This is a genomic window from Burkholderia sp. E168m23 (assembly GCF_016586125.1).
GTDB lineage: Bacteria > Pseudomonadota > Gammaproteobacteria > Burkholderiales > Burkholderiaceae > Burkholderia > Burkholderia orbicola.
The window spans coordinates 1-7,800 of sequence record NZ_BCPP01000247.1; the positions used below are offsets into that span (position 1 = coordinate 1).

6 protein-coding genes are annotated in these 7,800 nt (G+C 67.6%); 5 read left to right on the top strand and 1 reads right to left on the bottom strand.

The window, feature by feature from the left end; all coding sequences use genetic code 11:
• Nucleotides 1–45 precede the first annotated feature (45 nt).
• Nucleotides 46–738: a TetR/AcrR family transcriptional regulator gene (locus JMF90_RS14810; RefSeq protein WP_011545791.1), complete on the bottom strand. Its 693-nt coding sequence runs from the start codon at nucleotides 736–738 to the stop codon at nucleotides 46–48.
• Nucleotides 739–1,057: 319 nt separating this feature from the next.
• Here JMF90_RS14810 and JMF90_RS14815 point away from each other — a divergent pair, with 319 nt between their 5' ends.
• From JMF90_RS14815 to JMF90_RS14835, 5 genes are all read left to right on the top strand, one after another.
• Nucleotides 1,058–2,338, top strand: coding sequence for a Zn-dependent hydrolase (locus tag JMF90_RS14815; RefSeq protein ID WP_201317484.1), 1,281 nt, complete (start codon nucleotides 1,058–1,060; stop codon nucleotides 2,336–2,338).
• A gap of 127 nt (nucleotides 2,339–2,465) precedes the next feature.
• A complete protein-coding gene (locus tag JMF90_RS14820; protein ID WP_201317483.1) occupies nucleotides 2,466–3,803 on the top strand; it encodes an NAD(P)-dependent oxidoreductase in 1,338 nt (445 codons plus the stop codon).
• Nucleotides 3,804–3,846: 43 nt separating this feature from the next.
• Nucleotides 3,847–5,160, top strand: coding sequence for an NAD-dependent dihydropyrimidine dehydrogenase subunit PreA (gene preA, locus JMF90_RS14825; protein WP_201317482.1), 1,314 nt, complete (start codon nucleotides 3,847–3,849; stop codon nucleotides 5,158–5,160).
• Nucleotides 5,161–5,260: 100 nt separating this feature from the next.
• Entirely contained in the window at nucleotides 5,261–6,769 is a 1,509-nt protein-coding gene (locus JMF90_RS14830) for an NCS1 family nucleobase:cation symporter-1 (RefSeq protein WP_201317481.1), read from the top strand.
• A gap of 68 nt (nucleotides 6,770–6,837) precedes the next feature.
• On the top strand, nucleotides 6,838–7,800 hold a 963-nt coding region (locus JMF90_RS14835; protein WP_201325195.1), incomplete at its 3' end, for an amidohydrolase family protein.

The following is a 7,800-nucleotide window of genomic DNA, read 5'->3' on the forward strand; positions in this document are numbered from 1 at the left end:
TGATGCGCGCCGCCCGTTTTTATTCGATGGAAGCGTCGTATCGCGCTAAGGCTTCGCGTTCGGCGACACCGCGCCGCACGCGCGAATCACGAGCTGCACGACCTGCTCGGTTTTCTCGTCGAACGCCTTCTTCGTGAACGCGCGCTTGCCGCTCAGCGCGCGAATCTGCGCATCGAAATCCGCATAGTGCTGCGTGGTCGCCCAGATCAGGTACATCAGCGCGTGCGGGTCGATCGGCGCGAGCAGCCCGCGCGCGATCCAGCCTTCGATCACCCTGACGCGCGCGTCGAACCACGGCTTCACGCGTTGCGACAGGATGTCCTGCATGTGCTCCGCGCCGTGGATGATCTCGTTGGCCCACACCTTCGAGCCGAGCGGGCGCCGCTGCGACAGCGTCATCTTCGCGCGCACGTAGCCGCCGATCGCTTCGACCGGATCGTCGTCGGCCTCGAACGAGCCGGCCGCGCGATGCCAGTCCTCGAACAGGTCGTCGAGCACGCGGCGGTACAGCGCGAGCTTGGTCGGGAAGTAGTAGTGCACGTTCGCCTTCGGCAGGCCGGCGCGCTCTGCGATCATCGCGGTGCTGGCGCCGGCGAGCCCGCGTTCCGCGAATACGGCTTCCGCGCACGCGAGCAGATGCGCTTCGTTGGACTCGCGAATATGCGCCTTGCGTCGCCGCAAAGGCGCCGGCGTTTCGTCACGGTCGGTGGCTGCGATTGCCGCCTCGTCATGTCTCATCGTTACCCTCGCGCGGCGGCCATGCCGCGTTGGGCTTCATTCTAGCCGCTGATTCGCGTCGCGCGCACGGATGTGGCGACGCTGCAGTCACGACGATGCTGCGTTGCGATGGCACGTTTCTCGCTCTGTCGCGTCACGCAAGAAAGACGTTGCGCTGGTCATTTTGATCGTCTAAAACCTGTCCAATCGGACAGGATTTAACGCGTTGCCTGCATCGACGGACATGCACCGCATCCGTGCGGCGTGCCCCGAAACAGGCCTCGCACGCACCGGCACAGACCGGGCTGGCGACATCACCGACCCCCCAGGAGCGATACGAATGAGCGCGGTATCGGAAACAGTGAAGCGGGCAGCTTTCGACACGTCGATCAGGGTCGACGGCAAGCGGTTGTGGGACAGCCTGATGGAAGTCGCGAAGATCGGCGCGACGCCGAAGGGCGGCGTGTGCCGCCTCGCGCTCACCGATCTCGACAAGGCCGGCCGCGACCTGATCGTCGGCTGGGCGAAGGCCGCCGGCTGCACGGTGACGGTCGATACGATGGGCAACGTGTTCATGCGTCGCGCGGGCCGCGTGGCCGACGCGGCGCCGGTCGTCACGGGTTCGCACGCGGATTCGCAGCCGACCGGCGGGCGCTTCGACGGTATCTACGGCGTGCTCGGCGGCCTCGAGGTGATTCGCAGTCTGAACGATCACGGCATCGAGACCGAGCATCCGGTCGAGGTCGTGATCTGGACCAACGAGGAGGGCTCGCGCTTCGCGCCCGCGATGGTCGCGTCGGGCGTGTTCGCGGGTGTGTTTCCGCTCGAATACGGGCTGTCGTGCAAGGACGTGGACGGCAAGACGATCGGCGAGGAGCTCGCACGCATCGGCTATGCGGGCAACGTGCCGTGCGGCGGGCGCAAGCTGCACGCGGCGTTCGAGCTGCATATCGAGCAAGGGCCGATTCTCGAAGCGGAATGCAAGACGATCGGCGTCGTGACCGACGCGCAGGGGCAGCGCTGGTACGAGATCACGTTTACCGGCCAGGAGGCGCACGCGGGGCCGACGCCGATGCCGCGCCGCCGTGACGCGCTGCTCGGCGCGTCGCGCGTGGTCGACCTCGTCAACCGGATCGGCCTCGATCATGCCCCGTTCGGCTGCGCGACGGTCGGCATGATGCAGGTCCACCCGAACTCGCGCAACGTGATTCCCGGCCGCGTGTTCTTCACCGTCGATTTCCGTCATCCGGACGACGCCGTGCTCGCGAAGATGGATGCGGCGCTGCGCGACGGCGTCGCGCGCATCGCGGTCGACATCGGGCTCGAAACCGAACTCGAGCAGATTTTCTACTACAAGCCGGTCGCGTTCGATCCTGAGTGCGTGGCGGCCGTGCGCGGCGCGGCCGACCGCTTCGGCTACTCGCATCGCGACATCGTGTCGGGTGCGGGCCACGACGCGTGCTATCTGGCGCAGGTCGCGCCGACGTCGATGGTGTTCGTGCCCTGCATCGACGGCATCAGCCACAACGAGATCGAGGACGCGACGCCCGCATGGATCGAGGCCGGCGCGAACGTGCTGCTGCACGCGATGCTGTCGCGCGCATGCGAGCCGGCCTCGTGATGGATCGACCGTAGCGGCCGTGAGGCTGCATCACGTCAGATATTTGCATTCCTAAGCATGACCGCCCCGACTGTGCATCCGCAGCCGGCGGGGACGGCTTTGTCTCCACCCAGTCGAAGGAACGCGTATGACCACCCAGCCAACCGGCGATATCGCCGCGCATCGCCTGTCGTCCACGCAACTCTCGTGCGAATTCGCCGATATCGCGCCGCTGCTCGATCCGACTGCCGCGGCGGCCGCCGCAAGCCGCTGTCACTACTGCTACGACGCGCCGTGCGTGCATGCGTGCCCGACGCAGATCGACATCCCGAGCTTCATCCGCAAGATCGGCAACGGCAACCTGAAAGGCGCGGCGACCGACATCCTGTCCGCGAATCCGCTCGGCGGGATGTGCGCTCGCGTGTGCCCGACGGAGATCCTGTGCGAAGGCGCATGCGTGCGCAACCATCAGGACGCGCAGCCCGTCGCGATCGGCGCGCTGCAACGGCATGCGACCGACTGGGCGGTGAAGACCGGCGCGGTGCAGTTCCGGCGCGCGCCCGAGACGGGTCGCCATGTGGCGGTGGTCGGCGCGGGGCCGGCCGGGCTCGCGTGCGCGCACCGGCTCGCGCTCGCCGGGCATCGTGTCACGCTGTTCGACGCGCGCCCGAAGGCCGGCGGCCTCAACGAATACGGGATCGCCGCGTACAAGACCGTCGACGATTTCGCGCAACGCGAGGTCGAGTGGCTGCTGTCGGTGGGCGGCATCACGCTGGAAACGGGAGTGGCGCTTGGCCGCGACGTGACGCTCGACGCCTTGCGCGAGCAGCACGACGCGGTATTCCTTGCGATGGGCCTCGGCGGCGTGCGTGCGCTTGCGATCGACGGCGAGCAACTGGGCGGCGTGATGAACGCGGTCGATTTCATCGAGCAGGTGCGGCAGGCGGACGGACTGGAGAACGTGCCGGTCGGGCGGCGCGTGGTCGTGATCGGCGGCGGCAATACGGCGATCGATGCGGCGGTGCAGAGCCGCAAGCTCGGTGCGGAGCGCGTGACGATGGTGTATCGGCGCGGCGTGGACGCGATGAGCGCGACGTGGGCCGAACGCGAGTTCGCGCAGAAGAGCGGCGTCACGCTCGTCACGCACGCGAAGCCGATGCGCATCGCGGGCACGGACGGGCAGGTGACGGGCGTCGAATTCGAAGGCGCATCGGGCGAGCGCTTCACCGTCGGCGCGGACATGGTGCTGAAGGCGATCGGCCAGACGCTGGCGCCGGACGGTGTCGAAGCCGCGCTGCTGACTGCGGACGGCACGCGTATCGCGGTGGATGCGGACGGACGCACGGCGCTGCCGGACGTATGGGCCGGCGGCGACTGCGCGGCGACGGACGGCGTCGACCTCACGGTGCAGGCCGTGCAGGACGGCAAGCGCACGGCCGCGTCGATCGACGCCACGCTTGCCGCGCGCGACGCGAAGGCGGCCTGACCGCACGCACACCGAACACGCCCCCATTCTCACGGAGCCGAACATGGCCGACCTTCGCTGCACCATCGCAGGCATCACTTCGCCGAATCCCTTCTGGCTGGCGTCCGCGCCGCCCACCGACAAGGCCTACAACGTCAATCGCGCCTTCGAGGCGGGCTGGGGCGGCGTCGTCTGGAAGACGCTCGGGCTCGATCCACACGTCGTCAACGTCAGTTCGCGTTACGGCGCGGTGCAGTGGAACGGCCAGCGCATCGCGGGGCTGAACAACATCGAGCTGATCACCGACCGTCCGCTCGACGTGAACCTGAGAGAGATCGCGCAGGTGAAGCGCGACTGGCCGGACCGCGCGCTGATCGTGTCGCTGATGGTGCCGTGCAACGAGCGCGACTGGAAATGGATCCTGCCGCTCGTCGAGGACACCGGGGCCGACGCGGTCGAACTCAACTTCGGCTGCCCGCACGGGATGAGCGAGCGCGGCATGGGCGCGGCGGTCGGGCAGGTGCCCGAATACGTCGAGATGGTTACGCGCTGGGTGAAGGAAGGCACGAAGCTGCCGTGCCTCGTGAAGCTCACGCCGAACATCAGCGATATCCGGATGGGCTCCCGCGCCGCGTACAAGGGCGGCGCGGACGGCGTGTCGCTGATCAACACGATCAACTCGATCGTCGCGGTCGATCTCGACCAGATGGCGCCGATGCCGACCGTCGACGGCAAGGGCACGCACGGCGGCTATTGCGGGCCGGCGGTCAAGCCGATCGCGCTGAACATGGTCGCGGAGATCGCCCGCGACCCGGAAACGCCGAACCTGCCGATCTCGGGCATCGGCGGCATCTCGTCGTGGCGCGATGCGGCCGAGTTCATGGTGCTCGGCGCCGGCAGCGTGCAGGTGTGCACCGCCGCGATGCATTACGGATTCCGGATCGTGTCGGATCTCGCCGACGGCCTGTCGAACTGGATGGACGAGAAGGGCTACGCAACGCTCGACGACATTCGCGGCCGCGCGGTGCCGAACGTGACCGACTGGAAATACCTGAACCTGAAGTACGACATCAAGGCGCGCATCGACCAGGATCGCTGCATCCAGTGCGGGCTGTGCCATATCGCGTGCGAGGACACGTCGCATCAGGCGATCACGGCGACGAAGGACGGCGTGCGGCACTTCGAAGTGATCGATTCGGAATGCGTCGGGTGCAATCTTTGCATGCATGTGTGTCCGGTCGAGCAATGCATCACGATGGAGCGTGTCGATTCGGGCGACTACGCGAACTGGACCACGCATCCGAACAATCCGGCGAGCGCGGAGGCTGGTGCGAGTGGCCCGGCGGCGGCGCCCGAGAAGCACGCGAAGGCGGCCTGACCGAGGTCCGGCGGCGCGGCATGGACTGCGCCGCCGCTTTTCGTTTCCCCGGGCCGGCGTCGCACGATGCCGGCGCTGACGTTTTCGTGGAGTGTGTTCGATGAATCACGCAGCGAATCCCGCCGATCCCGACAGCGCCGCGGCGCACGGCGGCAGCCTGTACAACGACGACCTCGCGCCGACGACGCCGGCGCAGCGCACGTGGAAGTGGTACCACTTCGCGGCGCTGTGGGTCGGGATGGTGATGAACATCGCGTCGTACATGCTCGCGGCCGGCTTGATCCAGGAAGGCATGTCGCCGTGGCAGGCGGTGATGACGGTGCTGCTCGGCAACCTGATCGTGCTCGTGCCGATGCTGTTGATCGGCCATGCAGGCGCGAAGCACGGGATTCCGTATGCGGTGCTCGTGCGCGCGTCGTTCGGTACGCAGGGCGCGAAGCTGCCCGCGCTGCTGCGCGCGATCGTCGCCTGCGGCTGGTACGGCATCCAGACCTGGCTCGGCGGCAGCGCGATCTACACGCTGCTGAACATCCTGACCGGCAACGCGCTGCACGGCGCGGCGCTGCCTGTCGTTGGCATCTCGTTCGGGCAACTCGCGTGCTTCCTCGTGTTCTGGGCGCTGCAGCTGTATTTCATCTGGCACGGCACCGATTCGATCCGCTGGCTCGAAAGCTGGTCTGCGCCGATCAAGGTCGTGATGTGCGTGGCGCTCGTGTGGTGGGCGACGTCGCAGGCGGGCGGTGTCGGCTCGATGCTGTCGGCGCCGTCGCAGTTCGCGGCGGGCGGCAAGAAGGCCGGACTCTTCTGGGCGACCTTCTGGCCGGGCCTGACCGCGATGGTCGGCTTCTGGGCGACGCTCGCGCTGAACATTCCCGATTTCACGCGCTTCGCGCATTCGCAGCGCGACCAGATGATCGGGCAGTCGATCGGGCTGCCGCTGCCGATGGCGCTGCTGTCGGTGGTGTCGGTCGTCGTGACGTCGGCGACCGTCGTGATCTACGGCAACGCGATCTGGGATCCGATCGACCTGACGAGCCGGATGACCGGCATCGGCGTGGGCATCGCGCTCGTGATCCTCACGCTCGACACGATGTGCTGCAACCTCGCGGCGAACCTGGTCGGTCCCGCATACGATTTTTCGAGCCTGTGGCCGAAGGCGATCTCGTACCGCGCGGGCGGGATGATCACCGCGACGATCGCGATCGTGATGATGCCGTGGAAGATCCTCGCGACGACGGACGGCTACATCTTCACCTGGCTCGTCGGTTATTCGGCGCTGCTCGGGCCGGTCGCGGGCATCCTGATGGTCGACTATTTCCTGATTCGCGGCACGCAGCTCGACACACGCGCACTGTTCGACGAGCGCGGCGACTTCAGCTATGCGCGCGGCTGGAACCCGGCCGCGCTGGTCGCGCTCGCGGTCGGCGTGCTGCCGAACCTGCCGGGCTTCCTGCATACGGCGTTTCCGGCGTCGTTCCCGAACGTGCCGGCGTTCTTCAACACGCTTTACACGTACGCGTGGTTCGTCGGCCTCGTGCTGGCGTCGGGCGTGTACGGCACCTGGATGAAGTGGCGCGCCGGACAGCGCGCGCAGATCGCGAGCGCATGACGCACGCGCGGGCCGGATGCGGCTCGCGCGCGGCATGCGGCACCGACAGTCAACGAGGAGGCAACGAAATGGCAATCCTGATTCGTGGCGGCACCGTGGTCGATGCGGACCGCTCCTATCGCGCGGACGTGCTCTGCGCGGACCCGCAGGACGGCGGCACGATCCTGCAGATTGCGGAGCAGATCGACGCGCCGGCCGGCGCAACCGTGGTCGACGCGCACGACCAGTACGTGATGCCGGGCGGTATCGACCCGCACACGCACATGGAACTGCCGTTCATGGGTACCACCGCGAGCGACGATTTCTACTCGGGCACCGCGGCCGGGCTGTCGGGCGGCACGACGAGCATCATCGACTTCGTGATTCCGAGCCCGAAGCAGCCGCTGATGGATGCGTTCCGCGAATGGCGCGGCTGGGCCGAGAAGGCGGCTTCCGATTACGGTTTCCACGTGGCCGTGACGTGGTGGGACGACAGCGTGCACCGCGACATGGGCACGCTCGTGCGCGAGCATGGCGTGTCGAGCTTCAAGCACTTCATGGCGTACAAGAACGCGATCATGGCCGACGACGAGGTGCTCGTGAACAGCTTCACGCGTTCGCTCGAACTCGGCGCGCTGCCGACCGTGCACGCGGAAAACGGTGAGCTCGTGTTCCAGCTGCAAAAGGCGCTGCTCGCGCGCGGGATCACGGGGCCGGAGGCGCATCCGCTGTCGCGGCCGCCGGAGGTGGAAGGCGAGGCCGCGAACCGCGCGATCCGGATCGCGCAGGTACTCGGCGTGCCCGTGTATATCGTGCACGTGTCGGCGAAGGACGCGGTGGACGTGATCACCCGTGCGCGCAGCGAAGGGCTGCGTGTGTTCGGCGAAGTGCTGCCGGGCCACCTCGTGATCGACGAGGCCGTCTATCGCGATCCGGACTGGACGCGCGCGGCGGCCCACGTGATGAGCCCGCCGTTCCGCTCGGCCGAGCATCGCGAGGCGCTGTGGCGCGGGCTGCAGTCGGGCCAGCTGCATACGACCGCGACCGATCAC

Bases quoted from the DNA above. Each gene is read 5' to 3' on its own strand.
- preA (WP_201317482.1), top strand. From the start codon at position 3,847: ATGGCCGACCTTCGCTGCACCATCGCAGGCATCACTTCGCCGAATCCC.
- JMF90_RS14820 (WP_201317483.1), top strand. From the start codon at position 2,466: ATGACCACCCAGCCAACCGGCGATATCGCCGCGCATCGCCTGTCGTCC.
- JMF90_RS14830 (WP_201317481.1), top strand. From the start codon at position 5,261: ATGAATCACGCAGCGAATCCCGCCGATCCCGACAGCGCCGCGGCGCAC.
- JMF90_RS14815 (WP_201317484.1), top strand. From the start codon at position 1,058: ATGAGCGCGGTATCGGAAACAGTGAAGCGGGCAGCTTTCGACACGTCG.
- JMF90_RS14810 (WP_011545791.1), bottom strand. From the start codon at position 738: ATGAGACATGACGAGGCGGCAATCGCAGCCACCGACCGTGACGAAACG.